This window comes from Propioniciclava sp., from assembly GCF_029977985.1.
In the GTDB taxonomy this organism is placed as follows: Bacteria; Actinomycetota; Actinomycetes; order Propionibacteriales; family Propionibacteriaceae; genus Propioniciclava.
Genome location: NZ_JARKOT010000062.1, coordinates 1 through 20,295 on the forward strand (window position 1 = coordinate 1; position 20,295 = coordinate 20,295).

General features: G+C 72.7%; 22 protein-coding genes and 1 tRNA gene. 15 read left to right on the plus strand and 8 right to left on the minus strand.

The genetic code is table 11. The annotated features are described in order from the left end of the window. Window positions 1-4: 4 nt before the first annotated feature. The 3 genes from Q1K57_RS03805 to Q1K57_RS03815 form a co-directional block, all read right to left on the minus strand. Window positions 5-81, minus strand: a tRNA-Pro gene (locus Q1K57_RS03805). Window positions 82-144: 63 nt separating this feature from the next. Further along, complete coding sequence (locus tag Q1K57_RS03810) at window positions 145-1,053, minus strand: metallophosphoesterase (RefSeq protein WP_300079151.1); 909 nt, start codon at window positions 1,051-1,053, stop codon at window positions 145-147. After that, the gene (locus tag Q1K57_RS03815; protein ID WP_300079153.1) at window positions 1,053-3,446 is read right to left on the minus strand and encodes a transglycosylase domain-containing protein; all 2,394 of its coding nucleotides are present in this window, start codon (window positions 3,444-3,446) and stop codon (window positions 1,053-1,055) included. The genes Q1K57_RS03810 and Q1K57_RS03815 overlap by 1 nt, the downstream gene beginning before the upstream one ends. Before the next feature lie 281 nt (window positions 3,447-3,727). On the opposite strand from Q1K57_RS03815, the gene Q1K57_RS03820 reads away from it, so the two are divergent. From Q1K57_RS03820 to Q1K57_RS03850, 7 genes are read left to right on the plus strand one after another with little or no spacing between them, the layout of a single operon-like run. Next, the gene (locus Q1K57_RS03820; RefSeq protein WP_300079155.1) at window positions 3,728-4,006 is read left to right on the plus strand and encodes a WhiB family transcriptional regulator; all 279 of its coding nucleotides are present in this window, start codon (window positions 3,728-3,730) and stop codon (window positions 4,004-4,006) included. A gap of 40 nt (window positions 4,007-4,046) precedes the next feature. Then, window positions 4,047-4,211 (plus strand): DUF4177 domain-containing protein, encoded by a 165-nt coding sequence (locus Q1K57_RS03825; RefSeq protein WP_300079157.1) that lies wholly within the window; start codon window positions 4,047-4,049, stop codon window positions 4,209-4,211. Continuing rightward, on the plus strand, window positions 4,208-4,672 hold the full coding sequence (locus Q1K57_RS03830; RefSeq protein ID WP_300079160.1) for a RidA family protein: 465 nt from the start codon (window positions 4,208-4,210) through the stop codon (window positions 4,670-4,672). Before Q1K57_RS03825 ends, Q1K57_RS03830 begins: the two co-directional genes overlap by 4 nt. Further along, the gene (nth, locus tag Q1K57_RS03835) at window positions 4,669-5,346 is read left to right on the plus strand and encodes an endonuclease III (protein ID WP_300079163.1); all 678 of its coding nucleotides are present in this window, start codon (window positions 4,669-4,671) and stop codon (window positions 5,344-5,346) included. The genes Q1K57_RS03830 and nth overlap by 4 nt, the downstream gene beginning before the upstream one ends. Next, complete coding sequence (locus Q1K57_RS03840) at window positions 5,343-5,945, plus strand: TlpA disulfide reductase family protein (protein WP_300079166.1); 603 nt, start codon at window positions 5,343-5,345, stop codon at window positions 5,943-5,945. The genes nth and Q1K57_RS03840 overlap by 4 nt, the downstream gene beginning before the upstream one ends. Window positions 5,946-5,950: 5 nt before the next feature. Then, window positions 5,951-6,616 (plus strand): CoA pyrophosphatase, encoded by a 666-nt coding sequence (locus Q1K57_RS03845; protein ID WP_300079199.1) that lies wholly within the window; start codon window positions 5,951-5,953, stop codon window positions 6,614-6,616. A gap of 14 nt (window positions 6,617-6,630) precedes the next feature. Next, window positions 6,631-8,331, plus strand: a complete 1,701-nt coding sequence (locus Q1K57_RS03850; RefSeq protein WP_300079168.1) for an alpha-glucosidase — start codon at window positions 6,631-6,633, stop codon at window positions 8,329-8,331. Between the two features lie 18 nt (window positions 8,332-8,349). Here the strand turns inward: Q1K57_RS03850 and Q1K57_RS03855 are convergent, their stop codons facing one another. After that, window positions 8,350-8,829 (minus strand): phage holin family protein, encoded by a 480-nt coding sequence (locus tag Q1K57_RS03855; protein WP_300079171.1) that lies wholly within the window; start codon window positions 8,827-8,829, stop codon window positions 8,350-8,352. 64 nt (window positions 8,830-8,893) lie between these two features. Then, complete coding sequence (locus tag Q1K57_RS03860) at window positions 8,894-9,652, minus strand: class I SAM-dependent methyltransferase (protein WP_300079173.1); 759 nt, start codon at window positions 9,650-9,652, stop codon at window positions 8,894-8,896. Between the two features lie 110 nt (window positions 9,653-9,762). On the opposite strand from Q1K57_RS03860, the gene ssd reads away from it, so the two are divergent. The 7 genes from ssd (at window position 9,763) to Q1K57_RS03895 (ending at window position 14,553) form a co-directional block, all read left to right on the plus strand. After that, entirely contained in the window at window positions 9,763-10,797 is a 1,035-nt protein-coding gene (ssd, locus tag Q1K57_RS03865; protein ID WP_300079175.1) for a septum site-determining protein Ssd, read from the plus strand. Then, a complete protein-coding gene (locus Q1K57_RS03870) occupies window positions 10,787-11,923 on the plus strand; it encodes a TadA family conjugal transfer-associated ATPase (protein WP_300079177.1) in 1,137 nt (378 codons plus the stop codon). The genes ssd and Q1K57_RS03870 overlap by 11 nt, the downstream gene beginning before the upstream one ends. Before the next feature lies 1 nt (window position 11,924). Beyond that, window positions 11,925-12,731 carry a type II secretion system protein gene (locus Q1K57_RS03875; protein ID WP_300079179.1) on the plus strand — a complete coding sequence of 269 codons (807 nt, stop codon included), beginning with the start codon at window positions 11,925-11,927 and terminating at the stop codon, window positions 12,729-12,731. A gap of 13 nt (window positions 12,732-12,744) precedes the next feature. Further along, window positions 12,745-13,365 (plus strand): type II secretion system F family protein, encoded by a 621-nt coding sequence (locus Q1K57_RS03880; RefSeq protein ID WP_300079182.1) that lies wholly within the window; start codon window positions 12,745-12,747, stop codon window positions 13,363-13,365. Between the two features lie 138 nt (window positions 13,366-13,503). Continuing rightward, entirely contained in the window at window positions 13,504-13,785 is a 282-nt protein-coding gene (locus tag Q1K57_RS03885; protein ID WP_300079184.1) for a hypothetical protein, read from the plus strand. A 67-nt stretch (window positions 13,786-13,852) separates the two neighbouring features. Then, window positions 13,853-14,188, plus strand: coding sequence for a TadE family type IV pilus minor pilin (locus tag Q1K57_RS03890; protein ID WP_300079186.1), 336 nt, complete (start codon window positions 13,853-13,855; stop codon window positions 14,186-14,188). Next, entirely contained in the window at window positions 14,185-14,553 is a 369-nt protein-coding gene (locus Q1K57_RS03895) for an Rv3654c family TadE-like protein (RefSeq protein ID WP_300079188.1), read from the plus strand. The genes Q1K57_RS03890 and Q1K57_RS03895 overlap by 4 nt, the downstream gene beginning before the upstream one ends. On the opposite strand, the gene Q1K57_RS03900 is transcribed toward Q1K57_RS03895, so the two are convergent. Both Q1K57_RS03900 and Q1K57_RS03905 read right to left on the minus strand, forming a co-directional pair. Further along, window positions 14,462-16,795 carry a DEAD/DEAH box helicase gene (locus Q1K57_RS03900; protein ID WP_300079190.1) on the minus strand — a complete coding sequence of 778 codons (2,334 nt, stop codon included), beginning with the start codon at window positions 16,793-16,795 and terminating at the stop codon, window positions 14,462-14,464. The genes Q1K57_RS03895 and Q1K57_RS03900 overlap by 92 nt on opposite strands. Next, the gene (locus Q1K57_RS03905; protein WP_300079192.1) at window positions 16,792-18,348 is read right to left on the minus strand and encodes an amidohydrolase family protein; all 1,557 of its coding nucleotides are present in this window, start codon (window positions 18,346-18,348) and stop codon (window positions 16,792-16,794) included. Before Q1K57_RS03905 ends, Q1K57_RS03900 begins: the two co-directional genes overlap by 4 nt. 49 nt (window positions 18,349-18,397) lie before the next feature. On the opposite strand from Q1K57_RS03905, the gene Q1K57_RS03910 reads away from it, so the two are divergent. Continuing rightward, window positions 18,398-19,921 carry a methyltransferase gene (locus tag Q1K57_RS03910; protein ID WP_300079195.1) on the plus strand — a complete coding sequence of 508 codons (1,524 nt, stop codon included), beginning with the start codon at window positions 18,398-18,400 and terminating at the stop codon, window positions 19,919-19,921. Here Q1K57_RS03910 and Q1K57_RS03915 read toward each other — a convergent pair. After that, a partial coding sequence (locus tag Q1K57_RS03915) for a PDZ domain-containing protein (protein ID WP_300079197.1) occupies window positions 19,914-20,295 on the minus strand: 382 nt, incomplete at its 5' end. The genes Q1K57_RS03910 and Q1K57_RS03915 overlap by 8 nt on opposite strands.

A 20,295-nucleotide genomic window follows, 5' to 3' on the forward strand; every position in this document is an offset into this window, starting at 1 on the left:
CCGCTGGTCGGGGTGACAGGATTTGAACCTGCGACCTCTTCGTCCCGAACGAAGCGCGCTACCAAGCTGCGCCACACCCCGATCGGCTTCCCGACCGACGGCCGGTGAGCCGACGAGTAGTCTAACCGATCCGCCGCCAGAAGTTCACATCGGGGCCGGCGCTGGGATCAGCGTCAGCAGCGACACCTCCGGCGGACAGGCGAAGCGATAAGGCGCATAGGGCGACATCCCCAAGCCGGCCGACACGTGCACCTGCGCCGTGTGTTCGCCCACCGTGTGCGCGAACAGGCCGCTCGCCTTGCTCGGCGGCAGGTCGCAGTTGCTCACCAGAGCCCCGTGACCGGGCACACAGACCTGCCCGCCGTGCGTGTGGCCCGCCAGGATCAACGGGACACCGTCGGCCGTCATCGCGTCCAGGAGGCGGCGATAGGGGGCGTGCGTCACGCCGATCTCGAGTGCATCGGACGCCGCCGGCCCTGCCACCGCCGGGTAGTCGTCGCGGTGGCCGTGCGCGTCGCCCGTGCCCCGGAAGCGTACGGTCTGGCCGGCCACGGTCACCTCCGCGCGGCGGTTGTCGAGGTCGACCCAGCCGATCCCTGCCAGCGCCGCGCGCAACTCCTCGGTGGGCAGGCTCGTCCCCCTCCGCTGGGTGCCCCGAGGGCTCGAGGGGCCGAACAGGTACTTGGTGGGCAGCTTGAAGTGCGGTCCCTCGAAATCGTTCGACCCGAACACGAACACCCCGGGAACGTCCCGCAGGCGGCCGAGCGACTCCAGTAGCGCACCCACGGCGTCCGGGCCTGCGATGTTGTCGCCCGTGTTCACCACGAGGTCGGGCTCAAGCCCGGCGAGGCCGCGCAGGAAGTCGCGTTTGCGCGTCTGCCGGGCCAGCAGGTGGGCGTCCGACAGGTGCAGCACCGTGAGCGGGTCGACCCCCTGCGGGAGCACCGGCACCTGGTAGCGGCGCACGCGGAAGTCGTGTGCCTCGATGTAGGTTCCGTACGCGACGCAGGCCGCGCCGACGCCCAGCACGGCGGCGGCGAGACGCCCGATCATCAGCCGTTGCCCGGGTTCTCGGGCGGCGCCTGGGTGGCGGGTGGGGCGGCAGGATTTTCCGCGGGCGGTGCGGTGGTGCCCGGTGCGGACGGCTCTGCGGGTGCGGGTGCCGGTCCGCTCGACACGATGATGCGGATCGTGCTGTAGGCAGGAGCCGTGTCGCGGGGGCTGATCCCGAGGAGTGTCCCGGCCCGCGCGTTGTTCGTCTGCCGGCTGATCGAGGTGCCGAACCCCGCATCCCGCAGGGTCTGCTGGCAGGCCTGGACGCCGAGACCGCGGCAGCTCGGCACGTCCACCTCGGGCGGGCTGTACTTGGTCGGCGGGACGAAGCTTCCCCGCTCGTAGTGCTGGAGAGCCACTTCCATCGTGGGCTTCCACAGGAAGCGGCCCGCCTCACCGCCGGAGCTGCCCCGAAGCCGGATGCGGCCGTCCTGAATGGGGGCGCCCTCGAGGGATGTCCGCCCGCTGCGGTAGCGATCCGACTGCTTGTCGATCGTGATCATCGCGGCGGTGGCGAGCTGCGGCGTGAACCCCAGCGTCCAGATCGTCGGGGCGTTCGTGTCGGTACCCGTCTTGCCCGCGATGCTGTAGCCAGGGATGTTGGCCAGGCGTGCGGTGCCGCTGCGGAATGGGCCCCGCAGCACGTCGGTGATGCGGTCGGCCACCTCCTGCGGGATGACCTGCTGACAGTCCGAACCCGGCACCTCGTAACTCTCACCGTTCGGGCCCGTCACGGACTTGAGGATGATCGGGTTGCAGCGCAGCCCGCGGGCAGCGATGGTCGCATACGCGTTCGCCAAGGAGATCGGCGACACCTCGGCCGTCCCGAGCGTCAGCGATGGGTTCTGGATGGTGCGTTTGCCCTCCTCGGCCGGCGACGCGAAGGACAGGTCGCCCGACAGCTTCAGTCCCAGCGTCTCGGCCATCTTCGCGACGTCGCACAGGCCGACGTCCTGCTCCAACGCGACGAAGTAGTTGTTCACCGAGTTGGTGGCACCCGTGTACATGTCGAAGTTGCCGCCGACGCCGCTGACCTCCCAGTTCTTGGCGGTCACGCTGCCGTCGCAGGTGCGGAAGCGCTCGCCCGACCAGTCCTTGGTCCGGGGGGCTTCGTAGGAACGGCTCGTCGGCATGCCCTTGTTGATGGCCGCGGCGAGCACGAACATCTTGAAGGTGGATCCACCGAAGTAGCCTTCGGCCCCGCCGAGGTCGGGTTCCATGGCGTAGTTCCAGTAGCTCTGGCCCGGCTGGTCGCCCCGTTCCGGCCGGCTCTGCGCGATGGCCTTGATCAGGCCGGTTCCCGGCTGGATCGTCGCCACGACGCCCATGACCGGGTCGGTCGGGTAGATGTAGGCCGAGACGGCGGCCTGGGCGGCGTCCTGCGTCGCCGGGTCGATCTCGGTCTGGATCGTCAGGCCGCCACGCTTGAGGAGGCGCTCACGGCTGTCCCGGTCCGGCCCCAGGCTCTGCATCTGCATGAGCGTGCGGTAGACGATGTCGCAGAGTTGCTGGTACCTGGCGGCGTTGCAGCCGTGGGGCGTGTCGGTGATCTTGCTGCGATCGAAGCCCTCCGCCTTGGCGGCGTCGGCGTCCGCCTTGGTGATGACGCCCTGGGTGAGCATGACGTCGAGCACATTGTTGCGGCGCTCGATGGCCAGCTTCTCGTTGCGGATCGGGTCGGTGGTGGCCGGGGTGCGCACCAAGCCCGCAAGCATCGCCGACTGGGCGAGCGTGAGTTCCTTGGCGGTCGTGCCGAAGTACCGCCGCGCCGCCGCCTCGACGCCGTACGCGCCCGCCCCGTAGTAGGAGAGGTTCAGGTAGCGCTCGAGGATGTCGTCCTTGCTCAGCTTCTGCTCGAGCGCGAGCGCGTAGCGCAGCTCGAGAATCTTGCGCGACACCGTGCGGTCGTAGGCCTGGTTCAATGCCTCCTGGTCGCCCGCGGCCAGTGCCTTGTCGATGAGTGCGAGCTTCACGTACTGCTGCGTCAGGGTCGAGCCGCCCTGGGTGTTGCCGGCCGACGTGCGCACGAGGGCGCGCAGCGTGCCGATCACGTCGATCGCACCGTGCTCGTAGAAGCGCCGGTCCTCGATGGAGATCTGCGCCTGCTTCATGCTGTCGCTGATCTCGGACAGCGGGACGTAGACGCGGTACTCCTCGTAGAAGTTGGTCAGCACCTCGCCGTTGCCCATCAGCACCTTGGACCCCTGCGCCTGGGGCGGGGTCTCGAGCTCGGCGGGCACCTGGTCGAGCGCAGTGTCGCCCAGCTTCGTCATCTCCGAGACCATGCCGGCAGTCGGCACGGCGAGGCCCGCGGCGAGCAGTCCGCCGAGCACGCTCACGAAGACGAACATCAGGCTCGAATAGAGCTTTCGTCCGAGGGAAGGGGCACGCATGGGCCCAGCGTACGCGACACCCCTGTCATTCTCTCCCCTGCTCAGGCGAGGCTTGGCCACGCGTCTGTCACGGTGTGGTCACGACCGCCTCAAGGAGGGGTCGCTTACCCGCTTCAGTAGGCCATCCGCCACGGGTCGGTACGATCCCCCGAGGACTCTTGTGCAAACGATGGTCATACTCCTATTCTGCGGGGTACGTGGCGCCGGGTGTCACCCGCACGCGTTACATTCGGCGGTCAACCAACGGCGGTGGCGGCGCGACCAGAAGGGGTGCGGTATCCATGACGATCCTGGAATCGGAACACTGGACGCTCAAGGCGCGATGCCGCGGGATGCAGGACCAGCTCTTCCCCGACGGCGCCGACCAGAAGCGGGCCCGCGCGGTATGCGCCGGCTGTCCGGTCCGATCCCAGTGCCTCGCCGAGGCCCTCGACAACCGCATCGAGTGGGGTGTGTGGGGGGGCATGACCGAGCGGGAGCGGCGCCAGCTGCTCCGCCAGCGCGCGGACATCACTTCGTGGCAGTCCGTCCTCTGCCAACCCTCGCCCGCCAACCTCTGACCCCCGGCCGCGCCGCCCGGCCATCGCATAGGCTGCCGCCATGACGAAGTGGGAGTACGCCACCGCGCCCGTGCTGGTGCATGCGACGAAGCAGATCCTCGACAACTGGGGCGCCGACGGCTGGGAGCTCGTCTCCATCGTGCCCGGCCCGAATCCGCAGAACGTGGTCGCCTACTTCAAACGCCCGTTGCAGGACGCCAAGTGACGGCGTCCGGACGCCTCGCCGAACTGGGCATCGAGCTGCCTCCGGTGGCCAAGCCGGTCGCCGCCTACGTGCCGGCCGTCGAGGCCGGAGGGCTCGTCGTCACGTCCGGCCAGCTGCCCAGCATCGCCGGCCGTCTCGTCGCCGTCGGTCGGGTGGGTGCCGAGGTGAGTCCCGAGGACGCCGCCGCAGCGGCACGTACGGCGGTGCTGAATGCGCTCGCCGCGGCGTCCGACGTGGTGGGCGGCATCGACCGCATCGGGCGGATCGTGAAGGTCGTCGTCTACGTGGCGAGCGCTCCGGACTTCACCGGCCAGCCGCTCGTCGCCAACGGCGCCAGCGAGCTGCTCGGCGACGTCTTCGGCGACGCGGGCGCGCACGCCCGCAGCGCGGTCGGAGTGGCCGCGCTCCCGCTCGGCGCGCCCGTGGAGATCGAACTGACCATCGAGGCACGCCCCGCGTGAAACCCGGCCAACCCCAGCAGATCTTCGAGGCCCTGGGCGAACTCTACCCCGAGGCCCGCTGCGAGCTGGACTTCTCCACGCCCCTGGAGCTGCTCGTGGCGACCGTCCTGTCGGCCCAGTCGACCGACCGGCGCGTCAACCAGGTCACGCCAGCCGTCTTCGCCCGGTACCCGGACGCCGCCGCCTACGCCGGCGCCGACCCCGCCGAGTTGGAGGAATTGATCAAGCCCACCGGTTTCTTCCGGGCCAAGACGGCCCATCTCATCGGCCTCGGGGCGGCCCTCGTGGAACGGTTCGACGGGATCGTGCCGCGCACACTGGCCGAACTGGTCACGCTCCCCGGTGTCGGCCGCAAGACGGCGAACGTGGTGCTCGGAGACGCGTTCGGCGTCCCCGGGCTCACCCCCGACACGCACTTCATCCGCCTGTCGAACCGGTTCGGCTGGGTGAGCACCACCAAGGCGGACGCCGTCGAGCGGGAGGTGGGGGAGCTGTTCGGGCCGGCGGACTGGGTGCCCTTGTCGCACCGCGTGATCTGGCACGGCCGCCGCCGCTGCCACGCCCGGCGTCCCGCCTGTGGCGCCTGCCCCCTGGCCGGGCTGTGCCCGAGTTACGGCGAGGGCCCCACCGACGCCGCGGCGGCCGAGCGGCTGATCCGGGAGCCGAGGGCGTGAGACTGAGGCGCTTCGGGGCAGGGATCGTCGCCGGCGGTGTCCTGCTCGCCGGCTGCGCTCCCACGCCCGCCGAGATCCCGGAGCCGCTGCCGGCCGACCCGGCGCTCGTGGCGCAACGCGAGGGGGCCGGCATCGCCGACTGCCCGGCGACGCCGCTGGACGCCGAGGCCGTGCCCGGCGGACTGCCCGACTTGGTGCTGACCTGCCTCGGCAGTGGTCGGCAGGTGAACCTCGCGGCACTGCGCGGGACGCCGATGGTGATCAACGTGTGGGCGCAGTGGTGCGGCCCGTGCCGCCAGGAGGCCCCCCACCTGGCCGAGTTCGCAAGCCGCATGGGTGACGAGGTGCTGGTGCTGGGCGTCGACTTCGACGACCCCGATCCCGCGCTGGCCCTCGAGTTCGCCGGGCAGGCAGGCTGGACCTACCCGCACGTGGCGGACCCGACGAAACAGACGCAGGGGGCGCTGCGGATCTCGGGCATCCCGACGACGCTGTTCGTCGGCCGCGACGGGGTGATCGCACAGCGAGTCGTGGGCCCCGTGGAGTCCTCCCAGGAGTTGGTCGACCTGACCCGCACGTATCTGGGGGTGCGCTCGTGACCGGGATGCCCTCGTGCCTCGTCGCGCTGCGCGACGTGCTCGCCGACCCCGCCGCCGGGCGGGAGGTGGTGGGCACCCGCGCCACCGACACCGGCCGCAGCGCGGCTGTCCTCATCCTCTTCGCGTGGGATCCGAACGCACGCGACGACGGTGGCATCGGCGGCCTGCGGCTCGTGATCATCGAGAAGTCGTCGCGGCTGCGCAAGCACCCCGGGCAGCTCGCCTTCCCCGGCGGCGGCATCGAGCCCGACGACCCGGACGCCGTCGCCGCGGCCCTACGGGAGGCGGCCGAGGAGATCGGCGTGCACGCGGAGGAGGTGGAGGTGCTCGGTGTGCTGCCGGCCGCGATGGTCGCTGTGAGCGGCTACCGGGTGACCCCGGTGGTCGGCTGGTGGAGGACGCCGCGATCGCTCGTTCCCGTCGACACCTTCGAGGTCGCCGCCGTGCACGCGATCGCGGTGCCCGATCTCGTCGACCCGGCGTTGCGGGTCACCTGGGAGCACCCCGCCGGCTACAGCGGTCCGGCGTTCATCACGGACGATCTGTACGTGTGGGGGTTTACCGGCCACCTGCTCGACGGACTCCTGCGTGCGGCCGGCTGGGAGGAGGACTGGGACGCCGGCGTCCGGACGTCGATTCCGCGCCGATTCTTCCGCGACACCGGCCAGTGAGGCAGGATCGACCCATGGAGAAGCTGTCGCATCCGTGGTGGTCCAGTGCGGTCGTCTACCAGATCTACCCGCGGTCGTTCTGCGATTCCGACGGGGACGGCATCGGCGACCTGCGGGGCATCATCGGCAAACTCGACTACCTCGCCGACCTCGGCATCGACGTGCTCTGGCTCTCGCCGGTCTACGCCTCGCCTCAGGACGACAACGGCTACGACATCAGCGACTACGACGCCATCGACCCCCTGTTCGGCACGCTGGCCGACTTCGACGAGCTCGCCACCGGGCTGCACGATCGGGGCATCCGGCTGGTGATGGACCTGGTCGTCAATCACACGTCCGACGAGCACGCCTGGTTCGTCGAATCGCGTGACCCGGCCTCGCCGAAGCGGGACTGGTACCACTGGCGCCCGGCACGGGAGGGCTTCGAGCCGGGCACCCCCGGGGCGGAACCGACGAACTGGGCCTCGTTCTTCGGCGGGTCGGGTTGGGCCTACGACGAGGCGTCCGGAGAGTACTACCTGCACCTGTTCAGTCCCAAGCAGCCCGACCTCAACTGGGAGAACCCCGAGGTGCGCGAGGCTGTGTACGCGATGATGCGGCGCTGGGTCGACCGGGGTGTCGACGGCTTCCGGATGGACGTGATCAACCTGATCAGCAAGACCCTGCCGCTGGCCGACGGGCGGCAGGAGCAGGGGGCGCCCTACAGCGACGAGGTCGAGCGGGTGGCGAACGGGCCGCGGATGATCGAGTTCCTGGAAGAGATGAACGCGGCGGTCGGGATCGACGAGCGGCAGCTCTTCACGGTGGGCGAGATGGTGCTCTGCGACGCGGACCGGGCGCGCGCCTACACCAGCCGCGAGCACCCGCGGCTCGGCATGGTGTTCACCTTCGAGCACATGAGCCTCGACCAAGGTGGGTTCAGCAAGTTCGACCTGCGACCGCTCCACCTGCCCGAGTTGAAGAAGAACCTCGCACACTGGCAGACCGCGCTCGCCGACGACGGCTGGAACAGCCTCTACTGGGAGAATCACGACCAGCCGCGCGTGGTCAGCCGCTTCGGCGACGACTCCCCCGGGCACCGGGTGGCCGCCGCCAAGGCGTGGGCGACCGTGCTGCATCTGCACAAGGGGACGCCCTACGTGTACCAGGGCGAGGAGATCGGCATGACGAACGCCGGCTTCACGAGCATCGACGACTATCGCGACATCGAGAGCCTGAACTTCTACCACGAGGCTGTCGGCGCAGGTGCCGACCCAGCTGCCGTGCTGGCCGGTCTGGGGTTGAAGAGCCGCGACAACGCCCGCACGCCGATCCCGTGGGGTTCGGACGAACCTTCCTACGGCTTCACCCGGGGAACACCGTGGCTGCCGCTCAACGCGAACGCGGACACGATCAACGTGCAGGCCGCACTCGCGGCGTCCGACGGCGTGCTCGAGCACTACAAGCGGCTGATCGCGCTGCGGCACGAGCTGGAGGTGGTGCAACTCGGCCGCTTCGAGTTGCTGCTCGCCGACGACCCGAAGCTCTGGGTCTTCACCCGCACGCTCTCGTCGGAGACGGTCCTCGTGGTGGCGAACATGAGCTCCGAGGCGTGCGGTGTTCCGGTGGACGAACTTCCCCGCCTCGGCGAGGCCGAGTTGCTGCTCGGGGGCAGCGGGGGCGACATCCAGACGCTCGACCCGTGGGAGGCCCGGGTCTACCTCATCCGGAACTGACGCCGCCCCAAGGGGACGTCAGGAGAGGGACGCCGGCAGGCGCGCCTCGGTCTGGGCGCGGGTCTCTCCGGCGGCGATGGCACGAACGTTGTCCTGACCTCGGGCGATGGCGGTGTTGACGGCGTCCACAGAACGCTGGGCCTCCTCGACCGTCTTCTTCGGGCCGGGCACGTCGATCTTGCTCTTGCCGATGAAGGCGAGGATCGCGGCGACGACGAGGCAGATCACCGCCATCGTCAGGAAGCCGAGCACGAAGGCCCAGATGAGACCCACGGCGCCCTGGTAGAGGGCCGTAAAGGCCAACCCGCCGCAGATGAAGAGCAGCGTCGCGGCCTGCAGCGCGAAGTAACCCGCGGCCCCGAACAGCCCGGCACCGATGCCGACCTTCTTCGCCTGCGGAATCAGTTCCGCCTTGGCGAGTTCGATCTCGCCCTTGACGATGGTGGTGATGTCGGCCTTGATGTCGGCGATGACCTCGCCGATCTCGGGCTGTGCCATGTCAACCTCCCTGAAGCATGACGGTGCGTGTGTCGCCAGCCTAGCCGCCGCGGGTTCTCGCTGCTCAGAGGCTGAACCGAAGGCTCTGGGTCGGCGGCTCGAGCTGCGAGGTGAACTCGCTGTGGTCGACCGTCGCCCGCCAACAGGCCACCTGGTAGGGCAGGAGCAGCGGCGTGGGTGGGCGGGCCGAGGATTCGTAGAGTGCACCGACGGCGTCCAGGAGCTCGGACAACCGCTCGGGTTCGAGGGAGGGGAAGCGGTTGGCGACCATGTCCATGAGATCGACACGGCTGATCGGCACCCAGAGGCGGTGGCCCCGATGCTCGACGTCGGTGAAGTGCGGCGAGGCGCCGAGGGCGGCGACGGCGTCGGTGCCGTAGTCGCCGGTCATGGCGCTGGGGTCGACGCCGCGCATGAGGGTGGCGAGGCGGCGGACCCAGGGGACGGAGTCGTCGCGGATGGTCCAGGAGACGGCGAGGCGGCCGCCTGGCACGAGGACGCGGGCGATCTCGGGCAGGACGGCATCGAGGTCGAGCGTGTGCAGCGACTGGTGGACGACCACGGCGTCGAACGCGCAGGGCACGAAGGGGAGTCTGTCTGCGCGGGCGACCGTGGGCAGGGCGCGCGGGGCGCGGTGGAGGAGGGTGCGGAGGCCGGCGCGGCTGGCGTCGGTGGCGAAGAGGGCAGCGGAGGTGCGGGCGAGCGACTCGATCACCGGGGCGCTGGAACGGCCCAGGACGAGCACCTTGGCGTCCCCGAGCGGAGCGGGGACGAGCCACTCGAGGGCGGCCTCGGGGTAGGACGGGAGGCCGGGGCTGCTCATGCTCCCCGATGGTAGCCATGCGAGCCGGCCGCGCCGGGCAGGACGGGCGGCATGTGGGATTCCCCCCAATCCGGTGACGGATTTGGGGGCCCGAGGGCTAATGCAAGGGCGTGAGGACTGCATCGGTCGTGTTGGCGACGAACGATCCCGCGGTCACGGACGCCGTCGAGTCCGTGGCCGCCGCGCTGGGGCTGCGTGTGGGACGGGAGGTGACGGCGGCGGGAGCGCTGCTGGCTTGGCGGACGGCGGCCGTGTTGCTGGTCGGGGCCGATCTGGCGGCGGCGCTGGCGTCGGAGGCGCCGAAGCGGCGGCCACGGGTCTACCTGGTGGGATTCGACGCGGCCGACCTCGCGTCGTGGTCCGTGCCCCTGGGGGCCGAGGTGATCGGGCTGCCGCACGGCGTGACGTGGCTGTCGGCCGTGGTGGGGGCCGACAGCGACGAGGCGTGTCCCGTCGTCGCCGTCGTGGGGGGCAGCGGGGGCGCGGGTGCTTCGACGTTCGCGGCGGGTCTGGCGCTGGCGGCGTCCCGTTCGGGCGTGCCGTGCGCGCTGGTGGACGCCGACCCGCTCGGCGGCGGCCTCGACCTGCTGCTCGGCGCTGAGCGTACGCCCGGCTATCGGTGGCCGCGCCTGGCCGGGGCGTACGGCGAGGTCGGTGACGTCCGTGACCTCTTGCCGGCGGTGGCCGGGGTGAGCGTGGTGGCGATGGGGCGCGGGGAGAGCGAGGCAGCGGGGCCTGAGGCGGTGCAGGCGGTGGCGGCATCCTTGTGTCGCCACCATGGTCTGGTGGTGCTCGACTGCGGGCGGAGCCCGTGGCCGGCCGCTCGGATGCTCGTGCGCGGCGCCCGACCGGCACTGGTGGTGACCGGGGCGGGGGTGCGTTCGGTGGCAGCGACGGCGTCCGTGGTGCGAGCGCTCGACCTCGTGGATGCCGGGGTGATCGTGCGGGGGACGCCCGGGGTGCGCGTGCCGCCCGAACTGGTCGCCGAAACGCTGGAGCTCGAGCTGTGGGGCGCCGTGCCGCACGATGCAGCACTCGCTGCGGCCGCCGAGGCCGGGGAACTCCCGCGAGGCCGGGCCGCCTGGCGGCGAGCGGTGGACGCCATCGTGGCGCGGGTGCTGGCGGAGGCGTCCGATGGCGATTGACCTGGACGCCGTCCGCGCGCGGCTGACCGCGGCGGGACAGGCGGGACGGCCAGCGGAGGTGGCGGCGGCCCTGGCGGGGCTGGGGCAGGTGGTGAGCGATGCGTCCGTGCTGGCGACCGTCGACGCGCTGCGGCGCGAGAGCCAGGGGGCGGGGCCACTGGACGAGCTGCTGCGGCTGCCCGGGGTGACCGACGTCCTCGTCAACGGCCCGCGCGAGGTGTGGATCGACCGCGGCCGCGGCTTGGAGGCGGCGAGGGTGGAGTTCGCCGACGACGATGCCGTGCGGCGACTCGCCGTGCGGCTGGCGGCGCTGGTCGGGCGGCGGCTCGACGACGCCTCGCCGTTCGTGGACGCGCGCCTGCCGGACGGCACGCGCGTCCACGCCGTGCTGGGCTGCCTGGCCGGGCGCACCTGCCTGTCGCTGCGTGTGCCGGCCCGCGTGGCGCTCACGCTCGACGACTGGCAGGCCGGCGGCGGACTGACCGGCGACGGCCGCGCGCTGTTGGAGGGACTGGTCGCGTCCCGGCGCGCGGTGCTCGTTTCAGGCGGCACCGGGTCCGGGAAGACGACACTGCTGGCGTCGCTCGTCGGGATCATCGATGCGCGTGAGCGAGTGCTTGTGGTCGAGGACTCGCGCGAACTGTGCCCCACGCATCCCCACGTCGTGCGGATGGAGGCGCGGGTGGCGAACGCGGAGGGCGCCGGTCGCGTGACCATGACCGATCTGGTGCGCAACGCGCTGCGCATGCGACCCGATCGGATCGTCGTGGGCGAGGTGCGCGGCGCGGAACTGTGCGACCTGCTGGCGGCCATGAACACCGGCCACGAGGGCGGCCTCGGGACGGTGCACGCGAACACGGCGGAGTCCGTGCCCGCGCGCTTGGAGGCGCTCGGAGCGCTGGGCGGGCTGGGCCGTGCGGCGCTCCACGCTCAGGTCGGGGCGGCGCTGGACGCTGTGGTCCATGTGCGCCGGACCGGCGACGGCCACCGATTCGTCGAACAGGTGGGGGTGGTGGCGAGCGTGGACGGCTGGGTCACCGTGCAGCCGGCGGTGACGTGGGAGCCGACGGGACGCCCCCGCCGTGGGCTCGGCTGGGAGCGGCTCGCCGCGCTGACGGGTGAGTGACGTGCTCGTCTGGGTGGCGGCGCTCGCTGTCGGGCTCGCCGTGTGGTTCGCGGTGCCGGCCCCGGCCGCTCACGGGCGGCTGACGGTGCGGGCCGAGGTGAAGGTCGCGCCCCCACCGGCACGGCGCCTGCGGTGGCTGTGGGCGGCCGGCGTGGTGCTCGCGGTGGCGGCGGGCGGGATGCTCGACGGGGTGCGCGGGGGCGTGGCCGCGTTCGTGCTGGCGTGCGCGGTCGCGACCGGGGCGGTGCTGGCCTCGCGACAACGTGCCCGGGACGACAGGCGGGCTGCCCGTACTGCGGTGGCGAGCGGGGCCTCGACCGTGGCGGCGTTGCTGCGCGCGGGGCGGGTGCCGAGCGTCGCGCTCGCCGAGGCGGCGCAGGACTCCGCGGTGCTGCGGGTCGCGGCGGCCGAATCGGCTGCAGGTGGCGATGTGGGCCAGGCGTTGCGCCGCACCGCACACCTGCCCGGGCACGAGGGGTTGATCCATCTGGCGGAGTCGTGGCAGGTGGCGTTGTGCTCCGGCGCCAGCCTCGCGGGCGCCTGGGAGCGGGCCGCGGAGGCCCTTGAGGCGCAGGAAGAGGTGGAGCGCATCGTTGCCACCGAGATCGCTGCCGCCCGGGCGGGTGGCCGCATCATGGCGGCCCTTCCCCTGGTGGGGTTCGGGCTCGCCTACGTGCTCGGGGGTGACGCTTTCGCCTTCCTGGTCGGAACGCCGCTCGGCTGGGCGTGTCTGGCTGGAGGAGTGGCGTTGGGGTGCGCCGGAGTGTTGTGGAGCGACCACGTGGCCGACCGGGCCGGTGGGCGGTGAGAGGGGTGCGGTGATGGGGTGGCTGCTGGTGGCGTCGGCGGCGTCCGGGGTGGCGGTGTGGCTCGCGTGGGCGCCACCGCCGTTGGGGCGTCTGGGTCCGACGGGGGAGCGGTGGGACCGGAGACGTCTCGTGGAGGCGCTGAGGGGCCTGCGGGAGCGACTGCCGGCCGGGCGCTCGGCTCGGGTGCGGACAGCCGCCGTGCTCGCCTCGGTGCCCGGCGTGTGCGAACTACTGGCGGTGTGCCTGGAGGCGGGCGCGCCGCCGCGGTCGGCGTTGGCGCTGGTCGGGGAGGCCTGCGGCGGGCCGGTGGGCGAGGAGCTGGGCCGGGTCGGCCTCCGGATCGCGCTCGGAGTCGACGAACGGCAGGCGTGGGAGAGTCTCGCCGACGTGCCGGGTTACCGCGCTGTGGCGCGCGACCTCGGGCGGGCGGTCGGGCACGGGACCGGTCTTGCCGACCTGCTGCGCAGGCACGCCGCCGACGCGCGCGCCAACGCGGCGGCCGCGGCCCAGGCGCGGGCCCGAACGGCCGGCGTCCACAGCGTCGTCCCCCTGATGGTGTGCTTCCTGCCCTCGTTCCTTCTGCTCGGGGTGGTGCCCATGCTGGCCTCCGTGATCGGCGGGCTGGTCGGTTGAGGCGCGGTTCATCCACAGGCGGTTCGGATCAGTGCGGGTTTTCCACAGGCGGCGAATCAGGTGACGGATTCGGGGCTCCGAGGGCGAATGTGAAGGGTGAGCCGCGAGGGGCGGCCACGGAACAGGAGGAAGTAGGACATGACCGAGAACACCATCACCGCGGCGGAACTGGCCATCCAGGTCGATGACACCGAGGAACTGGTGGATGCGCCGCTGCAGCCCGCGGCGTCCCAGCCGGTGAGCCGCCGGCATTCCGAACGGGGTCTGACGACTGTCGAGTACGCCATCGGCATCGCGCTCATCATCGCGATCATCGGCGCCATGGTCCTCGCCACGCACCAGGGCTTCTTCACCCAGCTGGTGCAGGACCTCTTCAAGGCGCTCTTCGCCACCGTCATCAAGGGCATGGGCCTCGGGTGAGGAACGCGCGGGGCCGGTCTGGGGCGGGCCGGCCCCGCGCCCACCGTTCGATCGAGAAGGAGGAACGATGCGGAACCACGGGGAGCGCGGCCTGGTCACGGTCGAGGCGGCGTTCGTGAGCATCGGCGTGGCGGCGGCCGTGGGGGCCGCCATCGGCGTCACCGGCGGTGCGTTCCAGTTGGCGCAGTGCCAGCTGACCGCCAACGAGGTGGCGCGACAGGCGGCGCGTGGCGATGACGCGGCAGTCGCCCGGGCCAAGGCGGACGCACCGCGCGGTGCTCGCGTGACCATCGGCGAGCAGGGCGGCGTGACGCGCGTCACGGTGGCGCTCGACGTGGGGGTCGGCCCGGTCCGGGTGCCGGTTGAGGCGAGTGCCCAGGTGATCGACGAGGTGCGGCCATGAGCCGGCGCGGCGAGCGTGGATCCGGCTCGCTCCTCGCCGGCATCGGCCTGTGGGCGCTCGCCCTCCTCGTCCTGGTGCTGCTCGGTGCGGCGAGTTTCGCCCTCGGCGGCCACAAGGTGGCGGGGGCGGCAGATCTGGCCGCCGTCGCAGGCGCCCAGGCGCAGGTGGGCGGCGCGGACGCCTGCGGCGCGGCCCGGTCGTCGGCGGCCGCCAACGACGTGGAGGTCGTCTCGTGCGGCGTGACGGGCGACGAGGTGGAGTTCGTCGTGACGGTCAGCGTGCGGCTGCCGGTCGGCTTCGGTCCGGTCCGGGAGGCACTGACCGCGCGGGCGAACGCGGGGGTGGTGACTGGTGCGGATCCATGAGCAGTGCCACGACGAGGGCGGCGGCGTCCTTGTCGAGCGGGTTGTTGCCGCTGCCGCACTTCGGGCTGACGACGCAGGCGGGGCAACCGGCCTCGCAGGCGCAGGTGAGCAAGCGGTCGAGGGCGGCTTCCCACCACCGCTCGGCGACGGCGAACGCTGCGTCCGCGATGCCGGAGCCGCCCGGCAGCCCGTCGTGGACGAATACGGTGGGCAGCCCGGTGTCCGGGTGGAGCACGGTGGAGAGGCCGCCGATGTCCCAACGGTCGGAAGGGACCAGCGCCGGCAGCAGTCCGATCGCGGTGTGCTCGGCGCCGTGCACCGCCCCGGGCAGTGCGGAATCCCCGATGGGCAGCTGGGCGAGAAGTGCGGGGGGAAGGGTCCACCAGGTGGCGCGCGTCGTCAGGCGGTGTTCCGGCAGCTCGAGTGGGGTCGAGTCCCACACCTTGCCGCTCTCGGCGTCGCGCCGCAGGTAGCCGGTCACTCGATGGCTGAGCTCGATCGTGCCGACATGCACGGTGCCGTGGCCGAGGGCTCGGCTCGCGTCGTCGGTCAGGATGCGGATGTCCGAGATCGATTGCGCCTGGGTGAAGTAGGCGGGCGCGGCGGCGCGGACGAGCGCCACCCGGTCGGCGAGGTCGAGTTCCTCGACGATCCATGTCTCGCCCTGGTGCACGTACACGGCGTCGGTGTGCACCGTCCTGTCCGCGGCGCCCGGATCGACCTGGCCGATGACCCGCCCGGTGGCCGCATCCACCACCTCGACCGCCTTGCCCTGGGCCGCGCGCAGGTCGATGGAGTCGACGGCCCGTTGGGCGTGGACCCAGAACCAGCCGGCGGGCCGCCGGCGCAGCACGCCCTGCGCGGTGAGCCGCTCGGCGAGCGGCACGGTCTGGGGCCCGAACCAGGCGGCGTCTTCCGCGGTGAGGGGGAGCTCCTGGGCGGCCGCCACGAGATGGGGGCCGAGCACATACGGGTTCCCGGTGGGAACGACCGCGCGCTCGACCGGGGCGTCGAAGAGCAGCTCGGGGTGGTCGACCAGGTAGGCGTCGAGGGGGTCGTCGCGGGCTGCCAGGACGGCCAGCGCCGCGCGACCGCTGCGTCCGGCACGGCCGATCTGCTGCCAGAAGGCGGCCAGGGTGCCGGGGAAACCTGCTGTGACGACTGCGTCCATGCCGGCGATGTCGACGCCCAGCTCGAGGGCATTCGTCGAGGCGACGCCACGCAGCCGGCCGTTGCTGAGAGCGGACTCGATCGAGCGCCGGTCACCCGGCAGGTAGCCCGCACGGTAGGAGGCGAGGCCAGCCGGGGCGTCCGACATCTCCTTGGCGCGGATCGCGACCAGTTCGGCCTGCAGGCGCGAGGTGGTGAAGGCGAGGGTCTGTCCGTCGCGGCTGAGGCGTTCGAGCAGGGCGGCGGCGGTGGCGGTCAGGTTGCCGTCGGGCCGCAGCAGCACGACCTCGCGGGCGGGCCGCGGCGACGCGTCGGCGGTGACGGGAAGGACATCCTCCTCCCCGATGAGAGCCGAGGCGGTGGACTCAGGTTCGGTGAGGGTGGCGGAGGCGACGACGAAGGTCGGGTCGGCGCCGTAGTGGTGGGCGAGTCGGCGCAGGCGGCGCAGCACGGCGGCGAGGTGCGCGCCGAAGAGCCCGCGGTAGCGGTGCGCCTCGTCGACCACGACGAATCGCAGTCTGCCGAGCAGGCGGGCGTGCCGGCCGTGGTTGGGCAGGATCGAGCGGTGCAGCATGTCGGGGTTGGTGAGCACGAAGTCGGCGAAGTCGCGGGCGTAACGGCGCTCGTCGTCGTCGGAATCGCCGTCGAGGGTGGCCGGCCGCCAGCCGGTCAGCCCCAGCCCGGATGCCGCCCGCAACTGGTCGTGCGCGAGCGCCTTCGTGGGAGCCAGATAGAGGGCGGTGGTGCGCCCCGACAGCCGGATGCCACCGGCCCGCTGGAGCGGCCCCCGACCGCCGGCGCCGGTCCGCGCGGCCGTGACGACCGGCAGCAGGTAAGCGAGCGACTTCCCGGTCGCCGTCGCCGTCGCCAGCGCGACGTGTCGCCCCGCGAAAGCGGCCTCGGCCGCCGCGATCTGGTGCTGCCAGGGGCGCTCGATGCCCTGGGCGGCGAGGGCGGCGATGAGATCGGGCGCCACCCAATCGGGCCATTCCGCATGCCGGCCCGGGGCGGACTCCAGCCTCCGGACATGGGCCACGCGTTCGTCGGCCAGCAGCCACGCCGGGGCCCTCATCGCGCGCACTCCCGGCGGAACGTCACCGCGCCGGCGCGCACCGTGGTCACGACGTTCATGCGGCGCAGCACGGCAGCCGCCCGCCGGGGCTCGCTTGCGGCCAGCGGATCGGCGGCGAGCACGACGAGGTCCCCGGGGGCGCCGGGGGCGATCCGGACGCCGTCGACCGACGCTGCCAGCGCCTCCCGCGGGGTGATCGCCTGCTCGGGGTGCCAGCCGTCCCGGTCGTCGCCGCTGCGCAGCACCGCCGCGGCCATGGCCCCCCACGGGTCCGGGGGCGAGACGGGGGCGTCCGACCCGAACGCGAGGCGGGCGCCCGCATCGAGCAGGGAACGGAACGGATACAGCCGGGCGGTCCGGTCGGGCCAGACCGCCTCGGCGGCGTCCCGGTCGTCGAGCAGGTGCACCGGCTGCACCGACGCCGTCACGCCCAGCTCGGCGAACCGCGGAAGGTCGATCGTGCGCAGCAGTTGGGCGTGTTCGATGCAGCCTCGGGCACCCGTCGTGGCGAACGCCGCCAGTGCGGCGGCGTTGGCTGCGTCGCCGATCGCGTGCACCGCCACCTCCAGCCCCGCTTCGCGGGCGCGGGCGAGCAACGCCTGCAGCTGCGCCGGCGTCACGTTCGGCGCCCCCAGGTGCGGGCCGGGATCGGCCGGCGACGGCGCGTACGGCTCGCAGCACCAGGCCGTGCGCGTGCCCATCGACCCGTCCGAGATGACCTTCAGCGGTCCCATGCGGACCAGGCCCCTCACGTCGAGCGGGTCGCCGGACCGGAGGCCCGCCGCGATGACGGCGTCGAGTTGGTCCGGGTACACCCCTGCCCGGACGCGCACCGGCGTCAGACCCGCAGCCACCAGGGCGGGCCAGGCGCGCCAGGCGTCGGTGAGTTCGAGGTCGACGATGCCCACCACGCCCAGGCTGGCCAGCTTGGTCAGAGCCGTCCGCCAATCGGCCGTCGCCGGCGCGGCCCCCGGCAGCTCTCCCAACCGGGCGAAGACGGCGAACCACTCATCCTCCGCGAGCATCCCGGCGCGGGGAGCCACACCCAGCGCCGCCAGCGCCGCCGAGTTCAGCCAGCCACTGTGCACGTCTCCTGCCACCAGCACGACGGGCAAGGCGCCGGTCACTGCGTCCAGTTCGGCGACGGTGGGGGGCGCGGGCCAGGTCGCGATGCGATGGCCGAACCCGATGAGCGCCCGATCTGGCGCTCGCTCCGGCGCACGCCCGGCCAGCACCCGCCCAGCCGGTGACCGCCCGGCCAGCACCCGCCCAGCGAGCGCCTGCGCGACCCGCGCGCACGCCTGCGCCGCGGAGCCCACCCCGGCCAGGGGCAGCCAGGTCGTCGAACGCACCCACTGCTCGGCGTGGAGGTGGGCGTCCCACAGGCCCGGCGCCACCCAACGCCCGGACGCGGCCAGTTCGGCCTCACCGCGCCCCGGCAGCCCGCGCCCCACCTCGGCCACGACGCCCCCGCGGATGCGCACGTCGACCACCGGCGACGGCCCGCCGTCGAGCGGCACGAGGCGGGCATCGCGGACGAGCAGGTCGTCCATGGGCCCACCCCTTTCGCCACCCCGTCCGGCGCCATGACAGGCTGGGCCCATGCCTCGCCCTGCGGACGCCGCCGCTCTCGCCCGCCACCTCACGGACGCTGGTTACACCCTAGATGCGGTCACCGACAGGATCGGCGCCACGGCCACCGCCGCCCTCGCGCGCAACACCACCCTGGCCGCCCGCGACGTCCTCGCCGATGCCACCGACCCGCAGGCCACGTGCCTGCGCGCTTTCGTCCTCCAGGACGCCGTGCCGACCCGCGACCTGGCCGCCGCGGTCGGCGACCTCGATGCGCTCGAGCGTGCCGGCCTGCTCGACCAGCAGGGCGGCAGCGCCCGCGCTCGCGTCGAGATCCGCCCCTACGCGTCCGCGGGCGTCCACGATGAGACCGTCGCGCCCGGCGCGGGCACCGGCCCGGGAGGCGCCGTCGACGGCTGGGTCGTCCACGACCGCATCCCCACCCTCGACGGGCGGATCGCCGCCTCCCGCCCCGACTTCGTCCTCGGCCTCTCGCCCGCCTCCACGGCACTCGCGCAGCTGACCGTGCGGCGTCCCATCGGCACCGCCCTCGACCTCGGGACCGGGTGCGGCGTGCAGGCGCTGCACCTCGCCGGCCACGCGGGGCGGGTGGTCGCCACCGATCTCAACCCCCGCGCCCTCGACCTCGCCGCCTGGACGACCGGCCTCAACGGCGTGGACGCCGACCTGCGCCTCGGCTCGCTCTACAAGCCGGTCTCCGGCGAGCGGTTCGACTTGATCGTCACCAATCCACCGTTCGTCATGGCTCCGCCGTCCCCCGAGCGCCTGGTCTACCGCGAAGGATCACTGCCCGGCGACGAGCTCATGCGGCGCGTCGTCACCGACGGTGCCGCCCACCTGGCCCCCGGCGGCATCCTGCAGGTGCTCGGCAACTGGGCGGTCACCGAGGGCGGGGACCCCGCCGACCGGATCCGCGGCTGGGTCGCCCCCACCGGCTGTTCGGCGCTCGTCCTCGAGCGCGAGCGCCTCGACCCCTACGAGTACGTGGAGGTCTGGCTCGCCGACGCGGGACTTGTGGGCACGCCCCACTACGGCCCCCGCTATCGGCAATGGATCGACTGGTTCGATGGGCTGGGCATCACGGGCATCGGCCTCGGCTGGATCGCTCTCTACGCCGACGCCGCCGGCGACATCACGGTCGAGTCCTGGCCGCACGCCGTCCACCAGCCGGTGGGCGAGGCCTTCGCCGCCCACCCGGCCGCGCTCGCCCTCGCCCATCGCTCGGACGCCGACCTGCTCGCCAGCCACCTCGTCCTCGACCCGCGGGTCGACGCCGAAACCCTGGGCCGCCCCGGCGCCGCCGACCCCGAGCACCTCGTCCTGCGCCAGCGGTACGGTTTCGGTCGCGCCGTGGAGGTCGACACCGGGCTCGCGGCCGTCCTCGGCGCCTGCGACGGCGACCTGCCCCTCGGCGCCCTCATCGAGGCCGTCGCGGGCCTCCTCGACGTGGACGCCGCAGCCCTCGCGGGCGAGGTGGTCGCGAACGTGCGCGACCTGGCCCGCGAGGGCTACGTCACCCTGCCCGTCAGTTGACGGGGCTGCTCCCCAAGGTCACGGACGCCGACCGGACGCTCCCGCCGGCGTCGGTCCACGTCACCGTGACGGTCTGGCCAGGATCGAGCGCGTCGAGCACGGACGACAGCTGCGCCTGCGAGGAGACCGCCGTTCCGTCGACCGCAGTGATCACCGATCCGGTGGTGATGCCCGCGGACGCCGCCGGTCCGTCCGTCGCCGTGTTGACCACGGTGAGGTCGCGGCTGCCCACCGAAACGCCGAGATAGGCGCGCGCCCCGATCTCGACGGTGTCGGTCTCCCGCCCCGACCGGATCTGCTCCACGACCGCCATCGCGTCGGCGATCGGCACGGCGTAGGCGGTGGTCGTCACGGAGGAGCCGGTCACCCCGCCC

Bases quoted from the DNA above. Each gene is read 5' to 3' on its own strand.
- Q1K57_RS03850 (WP_300079168.1), top strand. From the start codon at position 6,631: ATGGAGAAGCTGTCGCATCCGTGGTGGTCCAGTGCGGTCGTCTACCAG.
- Q1K57_RS03815 (WP_300079153.1), bottom strand. From the start codon at position 3,446: ATGCGTGCCCCTTCCCTCGGACGAAAGCTCTATTCGAGCCTGATGTTC.
- Q1K57_RS03895 (WP_300079188.1), top strand. From the start codon at position 14,185: ATGAGCCGGCGCGGCGAGCGTGGATCCGGCTCGCTCCTCGCCGGCATC.
- Q1K57_RS03820 (WP_300079155.1), top strand. From the start codon at position 3,728: ATGACGATCCTGGAATCGGAACACTGGACGCTCAAGGCGCGATGCCGC.
- Q1K57_RS03890 (WP_300079186.1), top strand. From the start codon at position 13,853: ATGCGGAACCACGGGGAGCGCGGCCTGGTCACGGTCGAGGCGGCGTTC.
- Q1K57_RS03900 (WP_300079190.1), bottom strand. From the start codon at position 16,795: ATGAGGGCCCCGGCGTGGCTGCTGGCCGACGAACGCGTGGCCCATGTC.
- Q1K57_RS03885 (WP_300079184.1), top strand. From the start codon at position 13,504: ATGACCGAGAACACCATCACCGCGGCGGAACTGGCCATCCAGGTCGAT.
- Q1K57_RS03825 (WP_300079157.1), top strand. From the start codon at position 4,047: ATGACGAAGTGGGAGTACGCCACCGCGCCCGTGCTGGTGCATGCGACG.
- Q1K57_RS03810 (WP_300079151.1), bottom strand. From the start codon at position 1,053: ATGATCGGGCGTCTCGCCGCCGCCGTGCTGGGCGTCGGCGCGGCCTGC.
- Q1K57_RS03880 (WP_300079182.1), top strand. From the start codon at position 12,745: ATGGGGTGGCTGCTGGTGGCGTCGGCGGCGTCCGGGGTGGCGGTGTGG.
- Q1K57_RS03845 (WP_300079199.1), top strand. From the start codon at position 5,951: ATGCCCTCGTGCCTCGTCGCGCTGCGCGACGTGCTCGCCGACCCCGCC.
- Q1K57_RS03870 (WP_300079177.1), top strand. From the start codon at position 10,787: ATGGCGATTGACCTGGACGCCGTCCGCGCGCGGCTGACCGCGGCGGGA.
- Q1K57_RS03905 (WP_300079192.1), bottom strand. From the start codon at position 18,348: ATGGACGACCTGCTCGTCCGCGATGCCCGCCTCGTGCCGCTCGACGGC.
- Q1K57_RS03855 (WP_300079171.1), bottom strand. From the start codon at position 8,829: ATGGCACAGCCCGAGATCGGCGAGGTCATCGCCGACATCAAGGCCGAC.
- Q1K57_RS03860 (WP_300079173.1), bottom strand. From the start codon at position 9,652: ATGAGCAGCCCCGGCCTCCCGTCCTACCCCGAGGCCGCCCTCGAGTGG.
- Q1K57_RS03910 (WP_300079195.1), top strand. From the start codon at position 18,398: ATGCCTCGCCCTGCGGACGCCGCCGCTCTCGCCCGCCACCTCACGGAC.